Genomic DNA, 26,107 nt, shown 5'->3' on the forward strand with positions numbered 1-26,107 from the left:
CGGGATTCCCGGAGGCAATGGAGATCTCCTGAAGAAATCTCATCTGCCGAAGCCCCGCATTTGTTCACGGAAACTATGCTCGTTCCAGTCTTCTCCCCTCAAATTCTCCGAGGACGATAAATCCTAATTGTCCGAATCAATCTCGCGAAAAACATCGCATTATTGCCGGTTTGTCCGCGCCGCCACGATGACCCGTTCAACAGGTGGCGACCCCGGCCCCTCCCGGCCACAGTCGGCTAGTGAAGATCAAGGAGCCCCCGTGTCCTTCGCCGAGCACATCGCACCGATTCTTCGTACGACCCTGGAGATCCTTCAGGAGGCCGGCCGCCCGCTACAGCCCGACGAGGTACGGAAAGCGGTGGCCGAAAGGGTCTCCATCGCCCCGGAGCACGAGGGTCTCAACGCGCACGGTCAGACACGCTGGTGGGCGCAGCTGGGACTTCGGACGGGGGAGGCCGCGTCGCTCGGCTGGATGAGCAAAAGGAACGGATGGGCGATCACACCCGCCGGGATCCAGGCGCTGGAGAATTTCCCGGGCGTCGAGCTCTATCGGGAGCTGGGGCGTCAGTACCGGGCCCGGCGGGTGCCCGCGCAGGGGCGCAGGTATGCCGACCCGCGTTGGAACCTGGTCCTGAAGGCCCTGGAGCAGCTGGAGCCCGGGCGCTGGACGACCTACGGTGACCTGGCCGATCTGGTCGGCATGTCGGCACAGTCGGTCGGCGGGTTCATGGCCGAAGCCCCCGAGGGGTACAACGCCCATCGAGTCCTCCAGGCCGGAGGCCGGGTCTCGCCGCAGTTTCGGTGGCTCGACCCCATGCGGGCCGACGAGCCGCGCGCCGTCTTGGAGCACGAGGGATTGACCTTCGACCAGGCCGGACGAGCGAACCCGGCGCGTCGCGTCACGGCGGACGACTTTCGCAAGGTGCTCACCAAGGCGGGACTCGCACCGGGTGTGACCGGCGACGTGGCGCCTGCTCCCGAACCCGACGACGTTCCGCCGGCGTTCGAGCAGTTTCAGCAGAACCTCGGATACGCCCGGCAACTCGTGCACGGGGGCCGGAACCTGGAACGGCTCAGGGTAGGTGCCTTCGACGTCAGCGATCTCTATCGAGCCGCCTGGACCCAGTCCGTGGCGGCACTGGACCACTGGGTCACGCGGGAGATCGTCGACCGGGCGGTCGCTCTCGCGTTGCAACCGCGGGTGGCCCGTCCTCCCAAGTTCAGCAAGCTGTCCATCCCCGTCGAGTTGTTCGAAAGGGTTCACCATCACGACGAGCCCCTGGGCGAGGCCTTTCGCGCCCACCTGGAGCAGGCCTTCGCGTACATGACCTTCCAGAACCCGGACAAGATCAAGGAAGGGTTCAGCCACGTCAGTACGGTCAACCTCTGGGTGAAGGTGGCGGAGATCCTCACCAGTCAGGACTCGGTGGCGCCGATCACCTCCGACGGCGTACGGAGCAAGTTGCGTGAGATCGCCTGGCGCCGGAACAACATCGCGCACACGGCCGATCACGACCCGGACCGGCCCGGACAGAAGGTTGCCATCAGCGCGAGCGAGGCGGAGGAGACCATCTCCTGGCTCGAATCGATCGCGATCGCCATCCATCTGGCCCTCGGCGACCCGCTTCCGGCCGCGGACTACGACGCCGCGCCGGTCGATGCGGGCGCCCTGGGAGCCGTCCCCCCGATGAACAGCGAGCAGCGGGCAACGCTGTCACGCGGCCGGAGCAAGTGGGACGAGGACAGCCTTCTCCAAGCGCTTGAGCAGTACTGCCCCGAAGACGTGGCCAACACCCTGCTCGCGGTCTACCGGCACGCGGAACGCCATCCGTCGTTCCGCGGATACTACTTCGGCGAGGCCGAGTATCCCTCGGTCACGGCATGGTTCAGTCTCGGCACCGACGAGGCTGCGGTCTGGAGCATCTACACAGGAGTGAGCAAGTCGGTTCTTTCGATCAACTTCGAATGGATGCACAACCGCGGGACCTATCAGGAACGGCTGGCGCGACTCGCCGATGCTCTGAGCACCCTTCCGGGGTGGGCGCGGATCCCCGAACAGCTTCTCACCGCGAACTACGCGAGGCGTCCCTCTCTCACTCCGGCCGCGCTCGCGCAACCTGGTACGTCAGAAGTCGTGACCGCCGCGCTCAATGATCTCCTGGCGGTGAAGTCGCGCGTCGTCCAGATACTCTCTCCCCAGCCTCCCGCGTGGTACAAGAATCCGAGGAGTACGGGCGCCCGGGGCGGTTGCAGCCAGCACGGAACTCCCCCGTGTCACGCCGACATCGTCGCAAGCGTCATCCTGGCCAACGCCGGTGGCGACAACATCCAATGGGCGGTCTGCCAACGCGGGCTCCAGGCGCTCAGGTCCGGTTCTTTCTGAACCACGGCCGCCGAGTGGCTGAGTGAGAGAGCGTCACGACGCGGGCCGGCGGTCCGCGTCCGTGCCGTGTCAGGGCTTCGGGGAGAACGGAGAAGCCGTGTCAGGATTCCGGGAGGGGCGAAGGAGCCGTGTCAGGGTGACTCCTGCGCCTCGGGGGTGAGCAGCCGCCGGTTGAACGCCTCGGCCACGGCGGCGGCGCGGTCTTTCACGCCGAGCTTGGCGTAGATGTTCAGGAGGTGACTCTTGACGGTGGCCTCGGTGATGAACAGCCGGGTGGCCGCCTCGCGGTTGGTGTTCCCGGCCGCCACGAGCGCGAGGACCTCCAGCTCCCGCTGGCTGAGCAGTTGCGGGGCGGGTGTCCTGACCCGGTTCATCAGCCTCGCCGCCACCGACGGGGACAGGACGCTCTCGCCCTTGGCCGCGGCCCGCGCGCCTCGCAGCAGGTCCTCCCGGGGCGAGTCCTTGAGCAGGTAGCCGGTCGCGCCCGCCTCGATCGCCGGCAGCACGTGGGCGTCGTTGTCGTAGGTGGTCAGGACCAGCACCCGCGCGGTGACGCCGAGCCTGGCCAGCTCGGTGATCGCGGTCAGCCCGTCCATGACCGGCATGCGCAGGTCCATCAGGATCACGTCCGGCCTGAGCTCCCTGGCGAGCCGCACGGCCGTGGCGCCGTCCGGGGCCTCGCCCAGCACCTCGAACCCGGGCGCGGAGGCGAACATGCTGCTCAGCCCGTCCCTGACGATGGGATGGTCGTCCGCGATCAGCAGCCGGATCGGGGGCTCGTCCGTGCGGTCGGTCATGTCTGGCTCCCGGCGGGCAGGGCGGGGACACAGGCCGAGATCCCGGTGCCGGCTCCGGGCTCGGACTCGATCCGCAGGCTTCCGGACAGCGCCTCGACGCGCTGCCGCATGATGGTCAGGCCGAACCCGCCGTCGCGGGACGCCTGGCGTGGCGCGCCGGTTCCGGCCGTGCCCGCTTCGAGACCCGCGGGATCGAAGCCCCGGCCGTCGTCTCGTACGTCCAACGCCACCTCGTTCTCCAGGTACGACAGCGTCACCCCGACCCTGGTCGCGCCCGCGTGCCTGGCCACGTTGGCCAGCGCCTCCTGCGCCGTGCGCAGCAGCGCGAACTCGGTCTCCGGCGCCATCCGCCGTACCGTACCGGTCGTCGTGACCTGGACGGCGAGCCCGTGCAGCGTCGACCACCGGTTGACGACGTCGGTGAGCGCGTCGCCCAGGCGCCCGGTCTCCAGCGGCTCGGGCCGGAGCGCGTCGACCGAGCGCCGGGCCTCCGCCAGGCTCTCCCTCGCCAGCGTCTTCACGGCTTCGAAGGGGCGGTGCCACTTCTCCGGGACGTCGTGCATCTGCTCGGCGGCCTGGAGCTGCGTGATGATCCCGGTGAGCCCCTGCGCCAGGGTGTCGTGGATCTCGCGAGCCATCCGCCGGCGCTCGTCGAGGACCCCCGCCTCCCTGGCCTGGGCGAGCAGCTGGGCGTGCAGGCCGGCGTTCTCGGCGAGCGTCGCCTCCAGCAACCGGTTCGTCCGGCTCAGCTCCTCGAGGGTCTGCTCGCGCCGTTCCTCCTCCTTCTCGGCGAACCGCAGGACCCAGGCGCAGCCGCACATCATGGCGATGTTGAAGGCGACGATGATCGCGTACAGCGCCAGGCCGAGCGCGTCCGTCTTGGGGACGTCGGACGCCTGTGCCGTACCGGCCACGACCGCCGCGGCGGTTACGCCCAGCAGCCGCCACGGCCAGCGCAGGACCGTGAAGGAGTAGATGTAGGCGGCGGGGGTGAAGAGCCCGAAGGCGGGATGACGGACCACCAGGATCGCGGTGATCACGAGCAGCCCCGCGACGAACACCCCCATGATCCGTGGCCGGTCCCACCAGCCTGGACGCAGGGTGAACATGCCGAGCATCCACGCGGCCGCCAGCCCGCACAGGCCGAGGTCGACGAGCAGGGAGCCGTCCGCCCAATCCTCCACGATCAACAGGATCGCGACGAGGAGCACCAGCAGCGCGTACGGCACCACGTTGACCAGAAGGAACGGCGGCTGTGGCGAAGTCTTCCTGCTCAAGATTCCCTCTCCCGGCGAGATTCTATTCCCGGTGTCCATCCGCGGCGTCCGCTCCGGCGTCCGCTCCAGGTGTCTACTCCCAACGGAACCAGCGGACCGCGACGAACGCGCACACCGCCGCGTAGGCCGCCAGGGTCAGCAGCGGCACGGCGGACGGGAAGTGGCCCAGGTACGCGTCCTGGAACGCTCCCATGCCCGCGCCGAGCGGGGTGTAGGGGGCGATGTCCCTCAGCAGCGGCGGCATCTGCGAGATCGGCACCCAGAGCCCGGCGAAGAACATCATCGGGAAGAACAGCACCGTGCCGATCGCCGTGGCCGGGCCACGCCCCGGCGCGAGCGCGGTGATCAGCAGGCCGATCGCGAGCAGCGCGGCGGCCGCGAGCAGCCAGGCGAGGGCGAAGCCGGGAAGGTGCTCCGGCAGGTCGACGCCGAAGCCGAGCCCGGCCACCGCGAGGAACAGGACCATCGCGACGACCGCGATGGCGAAGTTGGCCACGAGCTGGGCGGCGAGCACGCGGGCCGGGCCGACCGGCGTGGTCCGCATGCGCCGCAGCACGCCGTTCTCCCGGTATCCCGCGAGCGTGGTCGGCAGGGAGGCGGTGGCCAGGATGGCCAGGTTGAACAGGATCAGGACAGGGACGTAGAGGTCGAAGTACGTCAGGCCGCCACCGCCCTCCACGAGCTCCCGCAGATCGGAGACGCTGCCGAGGATGACCAGCAGGATCAGCGGGAAGCCGATGCCCCAGAGGGGGGCGACCTTGTCCCGGACGCACAACGTGCTCTCGGCCTTGATGAGCCGCCAGGTCGCGAAACCTCGCTCGGCGGTGACAGGGGGTGTGGCGGCGCGCAGGGATGGCATGGGTGTGGGGTCCTTTCTCAGTGACGCGTTGTCAAAGGCCGGGGATGTGTCGCCAGGGGCCGGGATGTGTGTCATCGGGACCGGGGGTGCGTTGTCGAGGGCCGGGGGTGCGTTACCGGGAGCCGGGGGTGCGTTACCGGGAGCCGGGGGTGCGTTACCGGGAGCCGGGGGTGCGTTACCGGGAGCCGGGTTCGAGGCGCTTGCCGGTCAGCTGGACGAACGCGTCCTCCAGGCTCGCCTGCTCGACGCGCAGCTGCTCGGCCACGATCTGGCCGCGGGCCAGGACGGTGGTGACGGCGTTGAGCGCGTTGCCGTTGCCGGTGACGACGACTAGCTCGCCCCGCCGGGTGACACCGGAGACGTCGGGCAGGCTCGTCAGCAGCTCGTCGTCGATCGGCCTGGACGGGCGGAACTGGATCCGCTGCTCGATGCGCGCCCGCTCGGTCAGGCCGGCCGGGGTGTCCACCATGACGACGCGGCCGGCGTCGATCAGCGCGAGCCGGTCGCACAGCCGCTCGGCCTCCTCCATGAAGTGGGTGACCAGCACGATCGTCACCCCGCGGGCGCGTACGCCCTCGATCAGGTCCCAGGTGTCGCGCCGGGCCTGCGGGTCGAGACCGGTGGTGAGCTCGTCGAGGATCGCCACCCGGGGGCTGCCGACGAGCGCCAGCGCGATGGAGAGCCGCTGTTTCTGGCCGCCGGACAGCTTGCCGTACCTGGTCCTCGCCTTGTCCGCCAGGCCGAGGCCGTCCAGCAGCGCGCGCCAGTCGGCGGGCCGGGGGTAGAAGGAGCTGTAGAGCTCCAGGGCCTCGGCGACCTGCAGCCGCTCGGGGAGGTGACCGGCCTGCAGCTGGACGCCGAGCCGCCGGGTCAGCTCGGCGTGGTCCCTGCGGGGATCGAGCCCGAGCACCCTGATCTCGCCCCGGTCCGGCACGCGGAGGCCCTCGACGCACTCCACGGTCGTCGTCTTGCCGGCGCCGTTCGGGCCGAGGATGCCGAAGATCTCACCCTCCTGGACGGTGAGCGAGACGTCGTCGACAGCGACCTTGTCCTCGTATCGCTTGTGGAGGTTGCGTACCTCGATGACCGGTGGCATGAGCGTGTCCTCTCGGGCTTGGACCTCGGTGTCTTGCTGTGTCCAGCCTTCTACGGCAGCGCTCGTTCCGACATTGACCGGTGGACGGGACCTGGCCGTCGCCCGGTGGGCGGGCCGGCCCCACCGGATGGCGACCGCCGTCAGCCGATCGGTTGATCGCGCCCCGTACGAGTGACACGAGGCGCGCCGGGTCCGGGGAGGACTCCCGTGCGCGCCCGGTCAGGAATCGCGGACGAGCCCGTCCACGTGTGGTCCCGCGGCGGTCTCCCGAGGGGGCACGGTCGTCCTCTCCGGTGACAGGCCGGTGTGCTCTCCGGCGAAGGACAGGACGTCCACGGTCGGCGCGCGTTCCTTGCTCGCGGGGAGGGCCGCGTCCCCTCCCCGCGGCCCGCGTCGTGCCGGCGCCGGCCTTCCTCTCCGCCCCCGCGGGGCGTCCCGCCGCGGGGGTCGTGCCACAGGGGTCGCGCCTCGGGCGAGCCGATCAGACGGCGGTGCAGGTGACGGTGGCTCCGGCGCCGGTTCCGTTCCCCTGGAACCCGAAGTTGGTGCTCTGCCCGGCCGGCAGCCGCCCGTTGTAGCTCTGGTTGGTGACGGTCACGGCGCCGCTGGTGCCGGAGTTGACGCCGTTCCACAGGGAGGTGATCGTGGCCCCGCCGGGCAGGGTGAGGGCGACCCTCCAGCCGTTGATCGCGGTGCCGCCCGCGGTGACGTTGACGGCGGCGACGAACCCACCGGCCCACTGGTCCTGCACCGAGTAGGTCGCCGAGCAGCCCTGCGGCCCGCCGCTGGGCGTCGGGGTGGGCGTCGGAGTGGGCGTCGGGGAGGGGGTGCCACCGTCGAGCGTGAGATTCTTCTGCTGGATCTGCCACTGGGTGCCGCACAGGCCGCAGCCGGCGCCGACGAAGTTGGCCCCGGCCGACGTGTCACCCTTCAGCCGCCACTTGAGGTACAGCACCGCGACGCGGCCGAACTCGCCGCCGTTGGTCTGGCCGTAGGTGCCCCCGTGCCCCACGTTCAGATTGCCCATGAACGCGGGCAACCCCGCCGGCAACTTACCCCAGTCGTCGATGGCGTTCTGGTACGCGATGTCGCTGGGCCCGCCGACGAAGTAGGCGATCGGCTTCGTCAGCCGGCGGAGCTGGTAGTCGTCGGCGTCGTTCAACAACCCGCTGCTGAAAATGGTGGTCGTGGTGACACGTGAGTCGTTGGAGACGGCGTAGGCCTCCAGCCCCCCGCAGGAGAAGCCCCCTACGGCGATCTTGCCGGTGTCGAGCCTGCCGTAGTACTTGCCGCCCTGGCGGTTGTTCTCCGAGACCGCCCAGTCGATGGACTGGGTGAGCATTTGGGACGTCGTCGAGCCGGAGCCGTTCGGGCTGCCGCTGGCGATGGCCAGGAATCCGTGCGAGGCGATCTCGCGGAGGAAGTTCAGCTGCGAGGTCCCGTTGGCGGAGCAGCCTCCGTTGCCCCACACGAAGATGGGAAGTTTCTCGGACGGGAGGGTCCCGGGCCGGTAGATGGTGTGGTTGGGCAGGCTGGTGGAGGTCTCGTAACCGGCCGGATAGGGGCCCGAGTCGGCGACCGCCGCGCTCGGCGTCATGGTGAGCGCCATTATTCCGGCGCAGAGCGGAGCGACCGCGGCCGCCACCACCGCGCCGATGATCGAGCGTTTTCTCATTTCGTCCTCCGTAGATGTCACGACAGCGCTCTGTGTCGGATGTGGCATGCGCGGCACACGCCGATGGAGCCCGGCGGCACGACCACTCCCACCGCGGCCAGGCCGGTCGGCGCCGGCCGAATCTGGAGATCGACACAGCGGACCGTCGCGCCCACGAGCCGCGCTCGTGGCGGGCGGAACGAACCGACGGGAGCAACGTGCAGTTACTATCAACGCGGTGATAAAAAGTGTCAAGCGAGCGCACCCGCGCCGGTCGGGCAGTGCGCGCGCGGACCGGGAACACCTCTTACGCAGCCGGCGCCGGGTGGAAGCCCGCCGATCACACGAACCTTCGGAACGGCGCCGCCGGCCCCCTGCCCGACGCCGGGAGGACGCACCGGTGCGGGCGGCTCCAGCGCAGGTCAGACGATTCCGGCATGGGGCACGGCGCCCTCGCCGGCCCGACGCTTCGACGCGACCCCGGCGGGCGGCGGCCGGTCGAGGGACCGGCGCGCCACGGCCGTCACGAAACGCGCCCCGGCGGCCGGTCCGTCGTTCGGGGAAATGAAAGTTTCCTTCAGCCGTCCCCGCCGGCCGGGGCCGATACGGAGTTCTCCGATGCCTGGAAGTGGGTGATCCAGGACGCGGCCTCCGGCCAGTACGGTGTCGCGACCCGGATGAGCCGCGCCTCGGCGAGCGAGCCGAGAGCGGAGTGGACCTCCAGCATGAGATCCCTGGCGGCCTGGCGGGGCCACGGTGCCGGCAGGAGGTGCTCGGGAAGGTCCGGGTCGATGTCGGGGAACTTCCGCCAGGAGTCCATGACGGAGGTCCGGGCCACCAGCGCCCGGGTCGCGTCGACCTCCCCGTCGCGGACGGCCAGCCGCAGGTCCGAGTACCGCGCGATGAAGGCCTCGTAGGCGGCGGCGAGACCGGCCAGGTCGTAGGCGGCGGCCGGACCGTGCGGGCCGGTCTCCTCGTCGAAGCGGGCGCGCATCACCGACCACCGGCTGCCGTCGACGTCGTCCAGGATGTCGTGCAGCGCCCGGGTCACCGGACCGGAGTCGGATCCGGGCCGGATCCACACGCTGTCGTACAGCCGCGCGAAACCCAGCGACCCCAGGGCCTTGCGGACCGCGTGCCGTGGAGCGTGGCCGGACTGGGGGATCGAGAAGGAGACGGTCACCCAGTCGCCGGTCCAGCGCGGCGGGCGTGCGCCGAAGCTCAGGAAATGGTCCATCCGGGAGCGATGTTTGGCGATCGCCTGGGGCGTGAGGTGGTACACGGGCGGCCGCCCGGGTCCCCGTACGGCGATCAGGCCGCGCTTGGTCAGCCGGGACAGCGCGGCCCGCGCGCTGGACTCGCTGATGCCGAACTCCCCGAGCATCGCGACCACCGCCGCCGATGGGAGGTCGGCGTCCGAGGAGTCGAGGTACTCGCCGAGCAAGGTCGTCAGCAGGTGCTGCGGGTTGGGGCCCACCTGCGCCCGCGGGGCCGCGACATCGTCCGAAGGCACATGGACACTCACGTCATCAGCTTGCCTCACGGCGACGCCCCTGCCGAACGACAACGCTTCGCCGGACGACCCCGGGCCCGCGCCGTCGCCGCGGAACTCCTCCTGGCGAACTCAGGACCGGCAAGACCACCGAGGGCATCGAAGGCGTGAGTCCGAGGCGCCCGCTCCAGGGGAGCACAGCCGCGAGAAGCCATACAGCTTACGCATTTTAAATGTAGAAATATTTCCTCTTATTTCCAGTCATAAGCTAAGCGATCTACCTCGCCGTGCGAGCAAGTTGGCGGAAGCGAGATGAGCCGCGTTGCATTCACACATTGAATTGCGGATACATCCGACCCTGAGACCATTTCCCGAGATCACGTCGGCAGGGAGGGGCGCGACCGGGGAAACCCATTTCGGATTCACTCGAAGGGCGCGTGCCATGGTGGTGTACGTCTACCGGTGCCCGTGCCGCTCCGAGATCGAGGTCACCTTCCCGATCGGCACCGCACCCGCCGCGGTGCCGTGCCCGGGCTGCGGCGCGACCTCGGTCCGGGCGTTCTCGGCGCCGATGCTCACGCGTACTCCGGCCGCCCTGTCCAGCCGGTTGGAGCGCGCCGAGCGCAGCGCCTTCGAGCCCGAGGTCGTCACCTCCCCGCCGCGGCGCCGTGCCGGAGGCGCGGTGGTCGCCCACCCCGCCACCGGCCGCCTGCCACGGCCGTGACCGTCACGCCACGTCGCACCACGCCACGCCGAAAGGAATCCAGCCGTGCCGGAGTTGATTTTCCCGCTCGACTCGAAGAGGAAGTTCACCGACCAGACCAAGGTCGGTCACAACCGCTGGCATCCCGAGATCCCGCCCGTGGCACGGGTCAGACCCGGTGACAGCTTCCGGGTCCACTGCCGGGAGTGGTTCGACGGCGCGATCCGCAACGACGACTCCGCCGAGGACATCCGTGACGCCCCGCTGACGACGGTGCACGCGCTCAGCGGCCCGTTCGCGGTCGAGGGGGCCGAGCCGGGCGACCTGCTGGTCGTGGACATCCTCGACCTGGGGCCCATCCCCCAGGAGGACAGCGGCCCGCTGGCCGGTCAGGGGTGGGGCTACACCGGGATCTTCCCCACCCGCAACGGCGGCGGCTTCCTCACCGAGCAGTTCCCCGACGCCTACAAGGCGATCTGGGACTTCTCCGGCCAGACTGCTACGTCACGTCATATCCCAGCGGTGTCGTTCACCGGCATCACCCACCCCGGGCTCATGGGCACCGCGCCGTCGGCGGCGCTGCTGTCGAGATGGAACGCGCGGGAAGCGGCGCTGATAGCCACGGACCCGCGGAGAGTGCCACCGCTGGCCCTGCCTCCCGAGCCCCGGGACGCCGTCCTCGGCTCCGTCTCCCCCTCCGAGTTCGACCGGGTCGCGGCCGAGGCGGCCCGCACCGCGCCGCCACGAGAGAACGGCGGCAACCAGGACATCAAGAATCTCACCCGGGGCTCCCGCGTGTTCTACCCGGTGTACGTACCCGGCGCGAACCTGTCGGTCGGCGACCTGCACTTCTCGCAGGGCGACGGCGAGATCACCTTTTGCGGTGCCATCGAGATGGGCGGCTTCGTCGACCTGCGGGTCGACGTCATCAAGGACGGCATGCGGACGTACCGCGTCGGCGAGAACGCCGTCTTCATGCCGGGCCGCACCGGCCCCCAGTACAGCGAGTGGCTCGCCTTCTCCGGGGTGTCCGTCACCCTGGACGGCGAGCAGCGCTACCTTGACTCGCAACTGGCCTACCAGCGCGCCTGCCTGCACGCGATCGACTATCTGACGGCGTTCGGCTACAGCCCCGAGCAGGCGTACCTGCTGCTCGGCGCCGCGCCGATCGAGGGACGGCTGTCGGGGGTGGTGGACATCCCCAACTCCTGCGCCACCGTCTACCTGCCAACCGCGATCTTCGACTTCGACGTCCGCCCCGGCGCCTCCGGCCCGTTCCGCGTGCCCCAGGGCACCGGCACACCGCACGCCGGCCCTGGCTGAGAACCATTTGCCCACCCCGCTCGCCGGCGACTGTCGGGGAAAGTCACCCGATTGAACTGTTTGTGGTTTTTCGGAGCTATAGACACATCGTCATTCCAGCGCTTACCGCATGAACTTGTCGCCATATATCCGCTCTTAGAGGGATTAAGGGTTATCATCTGCCCAGTTCCCCGCGATCAAGCGGGGCCCGATCGGGACGAAGGTGGCGAGGTGTCCGAGCGCGGCGAGGATCGGAACGAGGCGATGCCGGACAAGGGGCGGCTTCCCGCGGAGATCGACACGACGAAGCCCAGCATCGCGAGAGTTTACGACTGGTTCCTGGGCGGGAAAGACAATTTCGCCGTCGACCGGCAGGTCGCCGAGGCGGCTCTGAAGATCGCCCCGGGAGCCCGGCAGGCCGGGCAGCAGAACCGGGACTTCCTTCGGCGGGTCGTGCACCACATGGTGGCCGAGGCGGGGATCAAGCAGTTCGTCGACATCGGGTCGGGTCTGCCCACCCAGGGCAACGTGCACCAGGTGGCGCAGGAGGTCGATCCGGCGGCCCGGGTGGTCTACGTGGACAACGACCCCATGGTGATGGTCCACGGGAGGGCGCTGCTCACCACCGACGACAGCACGACGGTCATCCAGGCGGACGCGCGCGACCCACGGTCGATCCTGGAGAACGATCGGGTCAGGAAGTTCATCGACTTCAGCGAGCCGGTGGGACTGCTGATGCTGAGCATCCTGCACCATCTGCACGACAACGACGATCCCGCGGGAGTGGCGGCCACGCTGCGCGCCCCGCTGGTGTCCGGCAGCTTCGTGGCGATCTCGCACTTCTGCGATCCCGGTGCGGTGCACCCGGCGGCGTCACAGCAGGCCAAGACGGCCGAGAAGCTCTTCAACGAGAACCTCGGCACCGGCCGCTGGCGCACCACGGACGAGATCACGGAGTACTTCGGCGACTTCGAGCTGGTCGAACCGGGCCTCGTGCCGCTCCCCGAGTGGCGTGCCGAGCCGAGCGTCTTCGACAGGAACGCCCTTCTGTACCACACCTACTACGGCGGTCTGGCTCGCAAACGCTAGACGACGCCCGGCCAGGTGCCGATCCGCGGTACGGGCGGATCCGGATGCCGCCGGCCGGCTCCGGAACACACGGCGGGGCGTTCACGAACGCCCCGCCCGGCTCGGCACCGTGATATCCGCGGCGGAGTGGCGCCGTCGCTTCACGGTGCCCACCTCGGCCGAGGTGAGAATCGACCAGGCCGACCCCACCGAACTCGGGACACGTCAAAGTCCCCGAAAACCCGGCGCGGTTCAAGCGGTCGCGTTCAGAGACGCCCGTGTCTACTGACCTGCGGCTATGGCTGAGGCCGCACTTGAACCGTTCCCGGTCATTTCGCGAATGTTTCGCGGGCGGTAAGTCGGGTGACATCGGTCTCACCTGCCGTACGGGCACCGGCTCCGTCGCGTAAGACGTCCCATAGCCGTCCTTGACGAAATCGCGTCCGGCAGAGTGGTGGTAGCTGACAATTGCGAGGCGTTGACATCGATTGCACATCCCGGCAGGCTTTACGAAACTGCCTTGCAGGCAGGTGGCGAACCCGGTTGTTTCGAGATTTTCTCGAATAGCGTCGATCGATGTGCCCCCTCAACGGCGACGGGGAATGCGTAGAGCCTCGTAGCGGTATCAGTGCGTCGGCGGCCCCTTTCACCTGCCGGGCGTTCTCGCCTGTCCGGGAGTGGAGTCCCGCCGTTCGCGCGTCGCCGTCTCGACTCGTTTCTGGAAGCAGGTGGCCGCCGTGGTGCGTTCGGAGCCGGATATCGAGTCGTCCTGGTCGTCTTCTTTCGTCGGATCGGAGATCTGAGTGCGCGTCGCCCTCCTCACCACGACTCAGCATGGTCACCTGAACCCATACATCCCGGTGGTCAACGCGCTCCGGGCCGCCGGCGGGGAGGTCTCGCTGCTGCTGCTGTCCGCGGACGGCGGCGCGCTCGACGAGCAGCGTCGCCGGGCCCTGGGCGAGACGCGGGTCCACCTGATCGGGAAGGTCGAGATGGCGCCGTGGAGCGGCGACCCGGCGAGGATCGGCCCGATGCTCCGGTCGTCGCCGGTGGCGGACCAGACGGCTGACGCGCTCCGCGAGACGGCCCCGGACTTCGTGCTCGTCGATTCGCTGCCGGTCACGGCGTCGGCCATGGCCGGCGCACAGGCGTCCGGCGTGCCGTACGGGATGATCTGGGCCAACCTGGGCGGAGTGTGCCCGAGCGAGCGGCGACGAGGTCGCTGGCCGTACGACGAGCAGGTCGGCGACTACCTGACCGAGCACGGGGTGCTGTGGTCGACCCGGACCCACTCGGCGCGCTCGCCGATCCTCAACCTGATGCCGACGATCCCCGCTCTCGTCGGGGACGACGCGGTCACCGACGACGGTGTGCGGCTGGTCGGGCTGCCGGGCGCGGCGGGGGCCCGCGGCGACGAGGTCGCCTTCTCGGGCCTGGACCGGATCGACCCCGATCGCCCGCTGGTGTACGTCTCCTTCGGCACGATCTTCTACCGGCGGCCGGACCTGCTGCGCACGGTGATCACCGGGGCGGCGGCGACCGGCGCGCAGGTGATCGCCTCGGTGGGGGATCTCGCCGAGGAGCTCGCGCTGCCCGACGACGTGCTCACCGCCCCGTACGTGCCGCAACGCGAGGTGCTCGAACGCGCCGACGTGTTCGTCACCCACGGCGGATACAACTCCGTGGCGGAGTCGATCCGGGCGGCGACACCGATGCTGGTGATCCCGCTGGCCGTGGATCAGCCCATCCAGGCGCACTTCGTGGGCAGCGCGGGCTTCGGGACGGCGTTGGAGCCGGCCGCCGTCACGGAGCGGGCGGTCACCGACGCCGTCACCGATCTGCTCGATCCCGCCCGGGACTACCGGGCCCGGCTGCGCGCCGCGCTGCCGGAGTGCGGCGACTCCGCCGCGCGCACGGCCGAGCTGGTCGTCGGCACGGTCGGGACGCTACGGCGCGAGGGGGCGCGGTGACGATCGAGCTGCGGCGGCCGGTGGGCGACCCGGTCGTGATCGACGATCTCGAACGCCTCTCGTTCCGGGTGGATCGCCGCGCCTACACCGACGACGACCTGGCCGCCCAGGAGATGACCAGGATCTTCGATCGCTGCTGGCTGTACGTCGGGCACGAGTCGGAGGTGCCCGAGCCGGGCTCCTACGTGTCACGCGACGTCGGCGGGCGCCCGGTGGTCATGGCGCGCGGGTCCGACGGGGTGATCCGGGTGTTCGCGAACAGCTGCACCCACCGCGGGGCCCTGATCTGCTCGCAGCCGGCCGGGCAGACCAGGTCGTTCCGGTGCCCGTACCACGACTGGACGTTCTCCAACCAGGGCGACCTGGTCGGGGTCCCGATCCCGGACGGGTACGGACCGGGCTTCCGGAAGGCGGACTTCGGCCTGGCGCGGCACCGCAGTGAGAGCTACCGCGGTTTCGTGTTCCTCACCTTCGATCCGGAGCAGCCGCGCACCCTGACCGAGTACCTGGCCGGCGCGACGGACTACCTCGACCTCATCGACGACCAGTCCGAGGTCGGGATGGAGGTGATCCAGGGCGCGCAACTCCACGGGGCCCGGGCCAACTGGAAGCTCATGATGGAGAACAGCGTCGACATCTACCACTTCCGGGCCCTGCACAAGCGTTACGTCGGCTACATGGAGTCGCTCGGGTCGGTGCCCCCGCGACGGCGGGGCGGCTTCGGCCGCGCCCTCGGGCTGGGGCACGGGGCCAACGAGCTGCCACCGGCGGCGGCCCGCCCGCTCGCCTACTGGACGCCGATGTTCGGCGACGAGGTCCGGCCGCGGATCGAGGCGACGGCCGCGCGGTTCGTCGACCGGTTCGGCGCCGAACGCGCCGAACGGATCACCGGCACCAACCGCGCGGTGCTGATCTTCCCCAACCTGATGATCATCGACGCGATCGCGATCACGATCCGCAAGATCGACCCGGTCGGCGCCGGTCAGATGGCCATCACCTCGGTCGCCCTCGCCCCCAGGGACGAGGATCCGGACATCCGGGAACTCCGCAAGAGCCACTACCTGACCTTCCTCGGCCCCGCCGGCTTCGCCACCCCCGACGACATCGAGATCGTCGAGTCGTGCCAGAAGGGTTACCTCAACCGCACGGTCCGCTACTCGGACCTGTCGCGCGGCATGAACAAGGAGGTCCCGGAGACGACCGACGAGCTTCCCGCCCGCGAGTTCTGGCGGCAGTGGGACCGGCTGATGCACGGCGACGACGGTCACCACGAGGCCGCCCGCCCGGTCGAGACGCGAGGAGCGGAACCACGATGACCACCGAGCTCACGGTCGACGAGACGGCCCGGGTGCGGTTGTGGCACCGGGTGAGCCAGTTCCTCTTCCGCGAGGCGCGGCTGCTCGACGAGTGGCGCCTGCTGGAGTGGTACGACGAGATGCTGGCCGGCGACATCCGCTACTCGGTGCCGGCCACCGACGTCCGCGGCGAGACGGCCGGCGCGCTCGGGCTCATCGACGACGACGCCGCCCGGCTGCGCCAGCGGATCGAGCAGCTCCTCAACGGTGAGGTGTGGTGCGAGAACCCCCGGTCGCGGACGAACCGGATGATCGGCAACGTGGAGATCCTGACCGATCGGGGCACGCACCTCGACGTGGCGGCGAACGTCGTCGTGTACCGGTTCGGGCACGGGCGCTCTGACGCCTACGTCGGGAAGTACCGGTTCGAGCTCGCCGTCGAGGGCGAGTCCTTCCGGATCCGGCGACGGGTCGTGGTGCTCGACCACGAGACGTTGTACGAGCACGGAAAGCTCAGCATCATCCTGTGATCCGACAGTGACGACGGCCGGCCCTGGCAGCGTCCCGCCCGTTGCCGCCGCCCAGCCGGGCCTCCCCCGCGAGGTCTACGTCCTCAGTGTCGTCGGTGGCTGCGTCATGCTGGGCCTGGGACTGGTGCTCCCGGTGCTCCCGGTGTACGCGGCGACGTTCGGGGCCGGTCCCACCCAGATCGGGGTGCTCGTCGCCCTGTTCGCGCTGATGCGGCTGGCCGCCAGCCCGTTCTGCGGCCGGCTCGGAGCTCGTTTCGGGGAGCGGCGGGTCCTCGTCGCCGGCCTGCTGCTGTGCGCGCTCTCCTCGGCCCTGACGGCGTTCGCCGGGTCCTACGGGCAGCTGCTCGCGTTCCGCGGCCTCGGCGGCGTCGGCTCGGTGCTGTTCTCGGTGTCCGCGCTGGCGACGCTCCTGGCGGTCGCGCCGACCGACCGGCGGGGCCGGGCGAGCGCCGTGTTCGAAGCGGGCTTCCTGCTCGGCGGGATCTGCGGACCGGCCCTGGGCGGGTTCCTCGCCCTCATCTCCCTGTCCGCGCCGTTCGTGGCGTACGCCGTGCTGTTGCTGACCGCCGCGGCACTGACGTCGGCGGTGCTCCGCACCCACCGGACCGCCGGCGCGGAGACCGGCCGTGACGTGGTCCGGCTACCGGTCCTGCTGCGGGATCGACGCTACCTGGTGGCCTGCCTCGCGGCGCTGGCGCAGGGATGGGTCCTGTTCGGGCTGCGCGGCGCGCTGGTCCCCACGGTGATCGTGGCGTGGCGGCACGACGTGACGTGGGTCGGGTGGGCGTTCACGACGTCCGCCGTCGTCCAGGCGCTGCTGATCGTGCCGGCCGGCCGAGTCGCCGACGGGGCCGGCCGCCGGCCCGCCATGATCGTCGGCACCGGCGTGGCCACGGCGGCGATCACGGCCCTGGTGTTCGTGGACACGTACGCCTGGCTCGTCGTCCTGCTCTGCGTGTACGCGGCGGGATCGGCGCTGCTCGGCGCCGCACCGGCCGCGCTGCTCGGTGACGTCGTCGCCGGCCGGTCCGGCAGTGGCGTCGCCGTCTTCTCGATGTGCACCGATGTCGGCGCCGTGGTCGGACCGGTCGTCGTCGGGATCGTGGCGGAGCGGGTGAGCGTCCCGGCCGCCTTCGGCAGCGGCGCCGCGCTGCTGGCCGTCGCCTTCGTGGCGTCGTGGACGTTGACAACTGTTCGGCCGAGGGTCGGCCAACACGAAGGAGTTGATCGATGAATCAGCAGTCTGACCGGCACGAGCGGGGTGAGGCCATGTTCCAGCGGGTCTTCGGCCGCGAGCCGCGCCCGGGTTCCTACCCGGAGTTCCTGGAGATCACCGTCGACCACCTGTTCGGCGAGATCTGGACCCGCCCGCACCTGAGCGTCGAGGAGCGCGAGCTGGTCGCGCTGACCGCGGTCACCCTGGCGCGGACCGACTGGGAGCTGCGCGGCCACATCGGCGCCGCCCTGCACCTCGGGATGTCGCGGGAGAAGATCGTCGAGGTCATCATCCAGCTCGCCTACTACGGTGGCTGGCCGGTCGCCAACAACGGGCTGCGCGTCGCCCAGGAGGTCTTCGCCGAGCTGGACGGCGCCACCGAGCTGGGCGCCACCGGGGAAAACGGTTCCGCCGGGAGGAACGGCGTCACCGAGCTGGGCGGCGCCACCGGGAGGGACGGCGCTGGAGGGAACGGCAGCACCGGGAGGAACGACGCCACCGGAGGAGACGGCGCCACCGGGAGGGACGCGGACCATGACCGGTGAACCGTCCCCCTCCGACCTGGCCGAGAAGGTCGACCTGTGGCGCCAGCGGTTCTTCGAGGCCCAGGCGGCCGCGGAGGAGTTCATCCTGGGAGAGCACGGCGAGGAAGGCCTGGCCGCGTGGATCCAGGCGAACTCCCGCATCACCGCGGAGCTGCTGCGGGCGCAACAACCCGCCGGGGTGTCCGCCACCGATCACTTCATGACCCGGCTGCAGCATCAGCTGTTGCTGTACGACTCGGCGGTGACCAGCGAGCCCCAGCCCTCGGGCACCGTCGTCCTGCGCAACGCCGACTGCGGGATCCTCCGGTACCGCGAACGGGCCGCCCGCGCCGGCGTCGTACTGACGTTCTCGTCACCGTGCCCGTACTGCCAGGAACTCAACACCGCCATCGCCGCCCGCTACGTGGGACCGGACGTCACGGTGTCGTGCGAGCGGGCGGGCGGCGGGTGCACCTGGCGCGCGGAGTCTCACGCTCCGGGAGAGGGCGCGGCCGGGTCACCGCACCGCGGACGGGCCGGTGACTGAACCAGCGGCAGTGCCGGGCGGTCGTCGGCCGGCGACCGGCCGACGTCGAGCGTCATGCCGAGTTGCCGGCCCACGGCCACACACAGGTCGAACGCCGCGGTGCGGGTGAGGTCCTGATGATCGTTCTGGGTGAAGCACGCCGACGCCACGTTCCTGTTCCGTAGGCGCAGGTACCACGGGAACAACGATCCCAGCGCGGGCTCGGTCAGCATCGTGCGCGAATGCACGATCGTCCCCACCAGCAGGTTCCCGAACGGGCGTTGACTGGCGTTCATGAAGCTCTTCAGGCGTTCCTGGAAGATCTTCAGTATCGCGGGGACGTTCCCCGCGTACACCGGCATGGCGAGCAGCATCGCCTGCGCGCCCTCGGCCAGGCCGACGACGTGCTCGAAGTCGTCGTCGAGCGTGCACCGGCCCACCTCGGGATCGAGACAGGTGTCCTCGCCCTCGCACATCGCGATGCGATGGTCGATCAACCGGATCCGCTGGATCTCCGCGTCCCCGACCTCCCGGACGACGCCGGTGATCGCCGCCTCCAGCAGCGCGTCGGTCAGCGACGGGAGACGCTTCTGCGTGCAGGACAACGCAACGATCTTCATCCGAAGGGTCTCCCCGTCCGCTCAGCGCCACCCGGGACCGGCCGCCCGACGAAACCTCCGTGGCCGTACACCAAACCAGCCTCAACCTACCCATAACCGAGCATCACCGAAACGGGTCCCCAAGAACCACGAGCGGGCACCCTCACCACCGCCGGGCTGTCGCCGACCAGGCCGGCATTCCGCCTACGAGCAAAAAACCCTTATTTCCTACTTTTTTATGTGTATATTGCGAAGATCGCGCGGGTGACCCAGGAGGCAGGATGACATCACCGACAGATCCATTCGCCACCACCGGCGACCAGGAGCTGAGCAAGCTCTTTCACGGCTTTCAGCGGGACATGGAGGCACTGGAAGGGCTGCGCGATCGGATCGACTCCGTCAAGGGCCGGGGCGAGGCGGCCGACGGGCGGGTCGTGGTGAACGTGACGCAGGCCGGGAGGCTCGTCGGGCTCACGATCGATCCGCGCGCCATACGGCTCGGCTCCGACCCGCTCGCGGCGGCGATCATCGAGGCCGCCGCACGGGCGGCGCGCGACGCCGAGCGTGAGGCGAGCGATCTGGTGGCGCCGTTCGTCGCCGGCACGCCGCTGGACGGCGACCGTACCGACGGGACCCGGCCGCGTTGAAAATCAGTCCCGGTCGCGCGAGCATCTACGGGTTCGGCACCCTCGGCATCGCCGCCTTCGTGTTCGAGATGCTGGCCGTCCAGTACCCCGAGGGCGATCCGGACAAGGCGCGCCGAGCCGCCGCCGTCTGGGCCCGCCTTGCCGACCGCATCGAAAAAAGCCCCGACCAGACCTACTCGGCCGCGGAGGCGGTGTGGCGCAGGAACAGCGGGGGCGGGGTGGAGGAGTTCAAGGCTGCGGTCACCGCCGAGCTGTATCCGCAGGCCGAGGAGAACGGGTACGCCGCCAAGCTCGCGAAACGGTGCCGCGACAACAGCGCGGCCTGCACGGCCTTCGCCGAGGCGATCGAGACGGCCCGGGACGCGTACTGGACGCTGGCCCTGGCGAACCTCGCCAGCTTCGTCTTCATCACCACCTTCCCCTGGCAGGCCGGGGCGGCGTACCACATCACGCAGATCCTCATCCGGCGGGCGCAGGCCCGGCTGCTGGCGAAGCTGCTGGAACACAGCATCGCCAAGCTCGTGCTGAGCAAGCTGACGGAGTACACGATCGGCAGTGTCTTCTTCGCCGTGGGCGACGTGGCGGTCGTGGCGGGCGTCAAGGCGGCACGCGGTGAGTCACCCGGCTCGCTCAAGGAGAACGCCACGCAGGCGCTGAAGGAGTTCACCGCCTCGATCGCCTTCTACGGGGTGTTCGACGCGGCCGCGCCCCTGGCCAAGAAGGTGACCGCGAACGCGGACGTCCAGAACTTCCTGAACCGCATGGCCGGCGGATCGATCGGATACGGCCCCACGTACGAGGCCCTGAACGGGCAGTCGGGCACGGAACTCATCCCCACCTGGGAGCAGACCCTGGGCCGCGCGCTCCTGTACTTCACCATGGCTCACAAGCCGGCGGGAGGCTGAGGACGACATGGAATTCGACAAACCACAGATCCGCGAGGCGGCGGCCGCGTTCGACCTCGAAAGGGAGAACCTGGCCGCGTTCGTCGCCGACGCCACCGAGGACCTGAACGCCATCGGCGACTTCTGGGGCGGCACCACGGAGGGCGTGACGTTCTTCAAGGGCCAGGGCGGCGCCAACGGCTACGAGGCGGTCACCGGTCAGATCATCGCGGGCATCAAGGTACTCCTCGACACGCACCACGAGATCGCCGAACGACTGCGCGTCATGACCGACAACGTCGAGGTGACCGACTGGAACACGGTGGCCGACGTCCTGTCGACGCTTCCCCCCGCCGATCCCGGCCGGCCGATCTGGGGCACGGACTGACCGCACATCCGACGCGCCGGTTGTGGCGGATCCGGAACCGGACACCGTCTTCACCAGGTGTCCGGAGCCGGGACCGCCGACCGCGAGCGACCGTGTTCCCGCGCTTCACCCAAAGCGCTGATCTGGTGTGACCTACCGCGCTTTCGAGTTCGAGCTTCGACGGAGAGCTCGGGGACACCCGCTTCCATGGCCCTCGTCAATAGAGCCACTTTTCGCAATGGCGATGCCTGGTCGGCTCCGGTTCCTCACCGCGCAGCAATGCGAGTCGCACCCGCTGCCGCGCCTTGCGCTCCGCCAGGTTGGCATCCTCACCGATGCCCGAATAGGACCCGCCCATGTCGTGCCTGTAGCGACGACCATCCTGCTCCTGCAAACGAAGGGGCATCGTGTTGTCCGTCCTGCTCACGTTCTCATGATCCTGCGTCTTGGCAAGATCGTCCAGAACACGAAAAACCTGGGATTCGAAGCAGCGGAGACGTTGCTGTCACCGGAAATTAAAAAGCCCTGAACAATATTCGCTCGGAACGTTTGTGCTGCTCGGCTGCTGCGGTCAGGGGCGGGGTCGAACCACCCACCTTCCGCTTTTCAAGCTGCCCGGTTATCTTGGTGCCGCTGATGCCGACCCAGACCAAAGGCGGCATGAGGCCGCCGTCGTGCGCTCCCGGTGGTCGATGTTGTCGTCAACAAGCCCACCACCTCACCCACGGGCATCCAGCGGAGAACGCGATGGTGTGGCGAGGCCACCGAGGCGATCGTGAGTGTTTTTTCGCGGTGAGCAAGCCGTTTCTCAACGGCGCTGCCGAAGCGTGCCCCTGTGGGTGTCATCGACCCCTTGTCGGCCCTGGCGGGATTTATTGTTTTTCGGGGCTTGTCGTCATCGACCGCTACGCTGCCCCACATGAACCAAACGGCCGCGGTCGAGACTTGGCGTCGTCTACTGGACCCTGCCAAGTCCTGGGTCCTGTTCGCCCACGGGACCTGTGTGATCTTGATGGAACCGGCCGAGGATCTCGCACAGCAGGCGACTTCTCTCCTGAGGCAGTACGGCCCCGTTCGTGTGGGCACACCGGCTGGAGACTTCAACACCATCGACCTGGACGACGCACCCGGCTGGGCCGTAACCGGCCATCACCCCGACATCCTCACCTACGTCGATCCTGGTGAACTGGAGAACCACGACAACCTCACGGTCGGCCTCTTCGGCCGCGGCAAGCGCGACCAAGACGGCCACGATCTGACCGTCGTCCACATCGAGGACAAACGCGCCTTCTGAGTCAGGGCCAGTTCGACATCGTCCGCTGTGTCCACAGCCATGGGACGCGCATCGGCCTAGAACGCAGGCCTGCGTACGAACACCGGATCCGGCTTTTCCTGGACTGCCCACCCGATCAGGGTCACACCGCCGTGCCCTGCCGCAGATCCTTCACGACCGAGCCGACCAAGGGATGTCCTGCACACCACTCGCCGTGCAGGTCCAAATCCTCAAGCGAGACAGCGATCGCCGCGCCCGAAACGAGATACGAGGGGTCGAGCTCATACGTCACCAGCGTTCCGTCTCTTACGGGAGCGACGATCGCCTGTGGGGGAGCCAAGGGCTGCGTGCCGACCAACTCCTGACGGTAGCCGCGCCCCTCCGCCCACACCTCGATGATCGTACGTGCGCTCAGCGCTGTCGCGGCGGCCTGATGGCATCGTCGCCGATCGAGGAGTGACCCCACATGGTCCAGCCTGGGCACGCCTTGCTCGTCTGTTTCGCGGATCTGATCGTCGACAACGGTGAATCGCAGGTCACCGATGATCTCGACGTTCGTCCTCCGGTGTTCGCCGTCCTGGAGATGGAGTGCGTCCGTCATCAGAGCAGCCAAGATTCTGGTTGGTAGATCCGGATGCCGCTGACCAACTCCGAAATACATGGCCGGGCGTTTACGAACGACCTCATCCCAGCTCAGCACCGTGATATCCGCGGCGGAGTAGCGCCGTCGCCCCATGGTGTTCACCTCCGCCGACGTGAGAACCAACCAAGCAGACCTCACCGAAGCCAAGAAACATCAAAGCCGCCGGCAATCCCGGCGCTGTCAGGTCTCATGATCTGCGTGACAGATCGTCTCAGGACCTGGGTGACACTTTGCCAAGGGCTAGCGGAGTTGAGCGTGGTCGAGCAGCGGTACCCGATCACATTGAGCTGGCAGTCACACCCCTTGTCGTTATCGCGGTATTGCAGGCAGATCCCACACCCGCATCCGGTAGTCGTCATCGACCGTGACCGCGACCTGCCGACCATCCACCTGAGTGACAGCTATTGTCTTGACGGCATCGGTGTGGCCGGTCGCCGGCTTGCCCAGCAGGCGAAGCGTGGTCAAATCCCATAACCGCACCGTGCCCTTCAGATCGCCGGTGACGGCGATCGGCCGACCGTCCACCTGAGCGATAGCCACCGCGTAGACAGCGTCAGCGTGGCCGGGCAGTTGTCCCAGCAGGTGATGGGTGGTCAGGTCCCACAGCCGCACGCTGTCGTCCGAGCCTCCGGTGACAATGACCCGCCGGCCGCCCACCTGGCCGAGCGCTATTGCTTCCAGGGAGTTGGTGTGGCCGATCATCGGCTTGCCCACCAGCCGACGCGTGGCCAGGTCCCACACCCGCACCGTTTCGTTCCGGCCGCCGGTGATGACAACCGCCCTCCCCTTCACCTGGGTGACCGCCACCGCACTGACACTCTCAACGGTGTCACCGGTTATCGGCTCACCCACCGGTCGACGCGTGGCCAGGTCCCACACCCGCACCGCGCCATCCGCGCCGCCGGTGACGATGACCGTCCGTCCCTTCAACTGACCGACCGCCGCCATGTTGCCGTTGTGGCCGTTCATCGGCTCACCCACCTGTTGATGCGTGGCCAGGTCCCACACCCGCATCGTGCCGTCCACGCTGAGCGTGACGGCGATCGATCGGCCGTCCACCTGAGCGACCGTCACCGACGAGACGATGCTGGTGTGGCCGGTCATCGGCTTGCCCACCAATTGACGCGTGGCCAGGTCCCACACTCGCACCATGCCGTCCAGGTCGCCGGTGACGACGACCGGCCGTCCCTCCACCTGACCGACCGCGGCTGATGCGACGGGGTCGCGATCCCACGTCAGTTCTGACTCTTCCACCGTCGGACTCTTGGCGATCGGCCGGAAGATCACGGCGAGTGTGATGGCAGCCGCACAGGCGATGATCACTGTGATCCATATGGCGCCGAGACGTCGACGGGGATGCTTCGGTGAAGACGGCGAGTGGGACGTGGACGAAGGAGGCGGTTGATCTAGAGGAGTCACCACCGCTACATGATCGCCGACAAAGGGTAGATTCAGCTGGTTATCGGCTTATCAGTCGATAACCAGAGCCGAAGAGCTGCTCGCCTCGACCGAGGTCGGCTGGCTGTCCCTCCAGACCGGTAAGGGAACGGCGGGGTGAGCACCGAGTATCAGAGAGCCCTGGGGCGGCGCATCGCCCAGGAACGCAAGCGGCGCGGCCTGTCACAGCCGGAGCTGGCACGGCTGGTCGATCGGTCGGTGGCGTGGATCTCGCAGGTGGAGCGCGGGGTTCGCAAGGTCGATCGCATGTCGGTCCTGGAGAAGGTCGCCGAGGCGCTCGACATCCCGCTGTCGGAGCTGGCCGCGGAAGCACCGGTGGTCGCCGCCTCCGCCGAGGAGATCCCGGGAACGGCCGGTCTGCGCCTGGTGCTGTCGGGGGCTCACTCCCTGCGGGCCATGCTGCACTCGGCACCGGTCCCAGCGACGTCGGAGATCCAGCCGCGGGTCGATCGGGCCTGGGAGCTGACACACGAAAGCCGGTATGTGGAGCTGGCCGACCTGCTGCGGGGTCTGATACCGGCGCTGGAGACCGCTGCTCGATCGGCTCCCGAGGAGCGGCGGGCGGAGCTGTTCGAACTGCTCGCGGTGACCTACCAGGCGTGCTCGGCCGCGCTCGCCAAGCTCGGTGAGCCCGAGGCCGCGTGGATCGCCGCCGATCGGGCGATCGTCGCCGCGGAGCGGGCGGGCAACCCGCTGATGATGGCGGCCGGCGCTTTCCGGCTCGGCTTCGTCTTCCTGGGCGCGCGCCACTTCGACCAGGCGGAGGAGACGGCTCGCACAGCCGCCGAGGCTCTGTGGTTCATGGTCGACGAGGGCAAGCCCGAGGCCATGTCGCTGTGGGGTGGGCTTACCTTACAGCGGGCCGTGGCCGCTTCCCGGCTGAACGAGGCGGACACCGCGTACCAGCACCTGGCGCGAGCCCGTGAGGTCGCGGAACGGCTGGAAGAGGGGCGCAACGACTACAACACCGAGTTCGGTCCGGCCAACGTCGCGCTTCACGAGGTCACAGTGGCGGTCGAACTGGAAGACGCCGGACACGCGCTCCGGGTCGGGACGGCGGTCGACACGTCGCCGCTTTCGAGTGAGCGGCGCGCTCGGCTCCAGATAGACCTCGCCCGCGCGCACGCCCAGCGTCGACAGGTCGAAGAGGCCGTATCCGCGCTGCTGGAGGCCGAGGCCATCACACCGGAGCAGATAAGGAACCACCGAATCACCTACCAACTTGTGTCCGATTTGCTGACCATGCAGGACCCACCCTCGCCTGAGCTGCGGGAACTCGCAGACCGAGTTGGAGTATAAAAAAGTAGGCGCGCTCTTCGGAAAGGGTTACAGAAACGCCTGGGACTATCCGTCCCGGGTGTTCACTGTTGCATGAGCCGGGCCCTTACGTCCTCTGGGAGGAGAGGAAGGTAGTCATATCCAAGATCATCCAACTCTGTGCGCACCCATTGAGGTGATCTCAGCGACTTTCACGTTGGGTAGCTGTGTTCGAAATGAGTGAGGACGAGTGCGGCTTTGACGATGTCGCCGATTCTGCTGGGGCT

At 68.9% G+C, this 26,107-nt stretch carries 25 protein-coding genes and 1 tRNA gene; 15 read left to right on the top strand and 11 right to left on the bottom strand.

The genetic code is table 11. From position 1 onward, the window contains the following. The first annotated feature begins 259 nt into the window (after window positions 1-259). Window positions 260-2,383 carry an MGMT family protein gene (locus tag ACFYWM_RS36500; RefSeq protein ID WP_389923667.1) on the top strand — a complete coding sequence of 708 codons (2,124 nt, stop codon included), beginning with the start codon at window positions 260-262 and terminating at the stop codon, window positions 2,381-2,383. A 131-nt stretch (window positions 2,384-2,514) separates the two neighbouring features. On the opposite strand, the gene ACFYWM_RS36505 is transcribed toward ACFYWM_RS36500, so the two are convergent. The 6 genes from ACFYWM_RS36505 to ACFYWM_RS36530 all read right to left on the bottom strand — a co-directional run bounded on the left by ACFYWM_RS36505 (window position 2,515) and on the right by ACFYWM_RS36530 (window position 9,591). Continuing rightward, on the bottom strand, window positions 2,515-3,180 hold the full coding sequence (locus ACFYWM_RS36505) for a response regulator (protein ID WP_389923670.1): 666 nt from the start codon (window positions 3,178-3,180) through the stop codon (window positions 2,515-2,517). Then, window positions 3,177-4,457 carry a sensor histidine kinase gene (locus ACFYWM_RS36510; protein WP_389923673.1) on the bottom strand — a complete coding sequence of 427 codons (1,281 nt, stop codon included), beginning with the start codon at window positions 4,455-4,457 and terminating at the stop codon, window positions 3,177-3,179. The genes ACFYWM_RS36505 and ACFYWM_RS36510 overlap by 4 nt, the downstream gene beginning before the upstream one ends. A 73-nt stretch (window positions 4,458-4,530) precedes the next feature. Beyond that, entirely contained in the window at window positions 4,531-5,316 is a 786-nt protein-coding gene (locus ACFYWM_RS36515) for an ABC transporter permease (RefSeq protein WP_389923675.1), read from the bottom strand. 175 nt (window positions 5,317-5,491) lie between these two features. After that, the gene (locus ACFYWM_RS36520) at window positions 5,492-6,412 is read right to left on the bottom strand and encodes an ABC transporter ATP-binding protein (protein ID WP_389923677.1); all 921 of its coding nucleotides are present in this window, start codon (window positions 6,410-6,412) and stop codon (window positions 5,492-5,494) included. Between the two features lie 481 nt (window positions 6,413-6,893). Further along, a complete protein-coding gene (locus ACFYWM_RS36525) occupies window positions 6,894-8,087 on the bottom strand; it encodes a cellulose binding domain-containing protein (protein ID WP_389923680.1) in 1,194 nt (397 codons plus the stop codon). A gap of 556 nt (window positions 8,088-8,643) precedes the next feature. Next, the gene (locus tag ACFYWM_RS36530) at window positions 8,644-9,591 is read right to left on the bottom strand and encodes a PaaX family transcriptional regulator C-terminal domain-containing protein (protein ID WP_389923683.1); all 948 of its coding nucleotides are present in this window, start codon (window positions 9,589-9,591) and stop codon (window positions 8,644-8,646) included. Between the two features lie 409 nt (window positions 9,592-10,000). Here ACFYWM_RS36530 and ACFYWM_RS36535 point away from each other — a divergent pair, with 409 nt between their 5' ends. The 9 genes from ACFYWM_RS36535 (at window position 10,001) to ACFYWM_RS36575 (ending at window position 18,713) form a co-directional block, all read left to right on the top strand. Beyond that, on the top strand, window positions 10,001-10,282 hold the full coding sequence (locus ACFYWM_RS36535) for a hypothetical protein (protein ID WP_389923686.1): 282 nt from the start codon (window positions 10,001-10,003) through the stop codon (window positions 10,280-10,282). A gap of 45 nt (window positions 10,283-10,327) precedes the next feature. Continuing rightward, on the top strand, window positions 10,328-11,584 hold the full coding sequence (fmdA, locus tag ACFYWM_RS36540) for a formamidase (RefSeq protein ID WP_389923689.1): 1,257 nt from the start codon (window positions 10,328-10,330) through the stop codon (window positions 11,582-11,584). A gap of 210 nt (window positions 11,585-11,794) precedes the next feature. Beyond that, window positions 11,795-12,652: an SAM-dependent methyltransferase gene (locus ACFYWM_RS36545; RefSeq protein WP_389923692.1), complete on the top strand. Its 858-nt coding sequence runs from the start codon at window positions 11,795-11,797 to the stop codon at window positions 12,650-12,652. Between the two features lie 782 nt (window positions 12,653-13,434). Then, window positions 13,435-14,601 (top strand): glycosyltransferase, encoded by a 1,167-nt coding sequence (locus tag ACFYWM_RS36550; RefSeq protein ID WP_389923694.1) that lies wholly within the window; start codon window positions 13,435-13,437, stop codon window positions 14,599-14,601. Further along, entirely contained in the window at window positions 14,598-15,917 is a 1,320-nt protein-coding gene (locus ACFYWM_RS36555) for an aromatic ring-hydroxylating dioxygenase subunit alpha (protein ID WP_389923697.1), read from the top strand. Before ACFYWM_RS36550 ends, ACFYWM_RS36555 begins: the two co-directional genes overlap by 4 nt. Then, entirely contained in the window at window positions 15,914-16,426 is a 513-nt protein-coding gene (locus ACFYWM_RS36560; RefSeq protein ID WP_389923700.1) for an aromatic-ring-hydroxylating dioxygenase subunit beta, read from the top strand. Before ACFYWM_RS36555 ends, ACFYWM_RS36560 begins: the two co-directional genes overlap by 4 nt. A gap of 7 nt (window positions 16,427-16,433) precedes the next feature. Then, window positions 16,434-17,660: an MFS transporter gene (locus ACFYWM_RS36565; RefSeq protein WP_389923703.1), complete on the top strand. Its 1,227-nt coding sequence runs from the start codon at window positions 16,434-16,436 to the stop codon at window positions 17,658-17,660. After that, entirely contained in the window at window positions 17,657-18,187 is a 531-nt protein-coding gene (locus ACFYWM_RS36570; protein WP_389923706.1) for a carboxymuconolactone decarboxylase family protein, read from the top strand. Before ACFYWM_RS36565 ends, ACFYWM_RS36570 begins: the two co-directional genes overlap by 4 nt. Further along, a complete protein-coding gene (locus ACFYWM_RS36575) occupies window positions 18,177-18,713 on the top strand; it encodes a hypothetical protein (protein WP_389923709.1) in 537 nt (178 codons plus the stop codon). The genes ACFYWM_RS36570 and ACFYWM_RS36575 overlap by 11 nt, the downstream gene beginning before the upstream one ends. Here ACFYWM_RS36575 and ACFYWM_RS36580 read toward each other — a convergent pair. Further along, entirely contained in the window at window positions 18,656-19,312 is a 657-nt protein-coding gene (locus ACFYWM_RS36580; RefSeq protein ID WP_389923712.1) for a flavodoxin family protein, read from the bottom strand. The two genes, ACFYWM_RS36575 and ACFYWM_RS36580, sit on opposite strands and share 58 nt — an antisense overlap. A 260-nt stretch (window positions 19,313-19,572) precedes the next feature. Here ACFYWM_RS36580 and ACFYWM_RS36585 point away from each other — a divergent pair, with 260 nt between their 5' ends. From ACFYWM_RS36585 to ACFYWM_RS36595, 3 genes are read left to right on the top strand one after another with little or no spacing between them, the layout of a single operon-like run. Then, window positions 19,573-19,938, top strand: coding sequence for a YbaB/EbfC family nucleoid-associated protein (locus ACFYWM_RS36585; RefSeq protein WP_389923714.1), 366 nt, complete (start codon window positions 19,573-19,575; stop codon window positions 19,936-19,938). After that, the gene (locus tag ACFYWM_RS36590) at window positions 19,935-20,843 is read left to right on the top strand and encodes a hypothetical protein (protein WP_389923716.1); all 909 of its coding nucleotides are present in this window, start codon (window positions 19,935-19,937) and stop codon (window positions 20,841-20,843) included. The genes ACFYWM_RS36585 and ACFYWM_RS36590 overlap by 4 nt, the downstream gene beginning before the upstream one ends. Before the next feature lie 7 nt (window positions 20,844-20,850). Continuing rightward, window positions 20,851-21,210: a hypothetical protein gene (locus ACFYWM_RS36595; protein WP_389923718.1), complete on the top strand. Its 360-nt coding sequence runs from the start codon at window positions 20,851-20,853 to the stop codon at window positions 21,208-21,210. Between the two features lie 196 nt (window positions 21,211-21,406). Here the strand turns inward: ACFYWM_RS36595 and ACFYWM_RS36600 are convergent, their stop codons facing one another. Both ACFYWM_RS36600 and ACFYWM_RS36605 read right to left on the bottom strand, forming a co-directional pair. Continuing rightward, window positions 21,407-21,616, bottom strand: coding sequence for a hypothetical protein (locus ACFYWM_RS36600; RefSeq protein ID WP_389923721.1), 210 nt, complete (start codon window positions 21,614-21,616; stop codon window positions 21,407-21,409). A gap of 141 nt (window positions 21,617-21,757) precedes the next feature. Beyond that, a tRNA-Phe gene (locus ACFYWM_RS36605) sits at window positions 21,758-21,840 on the bottom strand. 184 nt (window positions 21,841-22,024) lie between these two features. On the opposite strand from ACFYWM_RS36605, the gene ACFYWM_RS36610 reads away from it, so the two are divergent. Next, window positions 22,025-22,483, top strand: coding sequence for a hypothetical protein (locus ACFYWM_RS36610; protein WP_389923723.1), 459 nt, complete (start codon window positions 22,025-22,027; stop codon window positions 22,481-22,483). A 121-nt stretch (window positions 22,484-22,604) separates the two neighbouring features. Here ACFYWM_RS36610 and ACFYWM_RS36615 read toward each other — a convergent pair whose 3' ends face one another. Together ACFYWM_RS36615 and ACFYWM_RS36620 are read right to left on the bottom strand one after the other, a co-directional pair. Next, the gene (locus ACFYWM_RS36615; RefSeq protein WP_389923725.1) at window positions 22,605-23,198 is read right to left on the bottom strand and encodes a hypothetical protein; all 594 of its coding nucleotides are present in this window, start codon (window positions 23,196-23,198) and stop codon (window positions 22,605-22,607) included. 216 nt (window positions 23,199-23,414) lie between these two features. Next, entirely contained in the window at window positions 23,415-24,428 is a 1,014-nt protein-coding gene (locus ACFYWM_RS36620) for a WD40 repeat domain-containing protein (protein ID WP_389923728.1), read from the bottom strand. A 231-nt stretch (window positions 24,429-24,659) separates the two neighbouring features. Here ACFYWM_RS36620 and ACFYWM_RS36625 point away from each other — a divergent pair, with 231 nt between their 5' ends. Continuing rightward, a complete protein-coding gene (locus tag ACFYWM_RS36625; protein ID WP_389923731.1) occupies window positions 24,660-25,862 on the top strand; it encodes a helix-turn-helix domain-containing protein in 1,203 nt (400 codons plus the stop codon). The last annotated feature ends 245 nt before the right edge of the window (window positions 25,863-26,107 follow it).

It is taken from the genome of Streptosporangium sp. NPDC002721 (assembly GCF_042888905.1).
In the GTDB taxonomy this organism is placed as follows: Bacteria; Actinomycetota; Actinomycetes; order Streptosporangiales; family Streptosporangiaceae; genus Streptosporangium.